At 58.7% G+C, this 218-nt stretch carries 1 protein-coding gene; it reads right to left on the bottom strand.

Annotated features, from left to right (window positions below):
- Positions 1 to 37 precede the first annotated feature (37 nt).
- Positions 38 to 218, bottom strand: a 181-nt coding sequence (locus tag HMPREF2656_RS13295; RefSeq protein WP_210400964.1) for a hypothetical protein, incomplete at its 5' end; no start/stop codon positions are given.

Here is a 218-nt window from a genome sequence, read left to right as displayed (position 1 = left end):
CGACGACCAGTCGTACTGAACCTGTTCAGAATGCGGCTCAGATTGTGTCCCTGACCCGTTTATTGCGGGCGAAGGTGAAGGCATCCGTATCGCGTTCATCTGCCCGAGCTGTGGAGTGCAGTCCGTCATCGACCCGTTCGAAGACACGCGGTAAACACCAGCTGCGCAAACGCAGAAAAGGCCCCGCCACCACCTCGATGAAGGTGATGACGGGGCCA

This window comes from Corynebacterium sp. HMSC034B08 (assembly GCF_001835805.1).
GTDB lineage: Bacteria > Actinomycetota > Actinomycetes > Mycobacteriales > Mycobacteriaceae > Corynebacterium > Corynebacterium coyleae.
The sequence above is the reverse complement of the archived record's forward strand: the minus strand, read 5'-3'. Positions and strand labels throughout refer to the sequence as shown.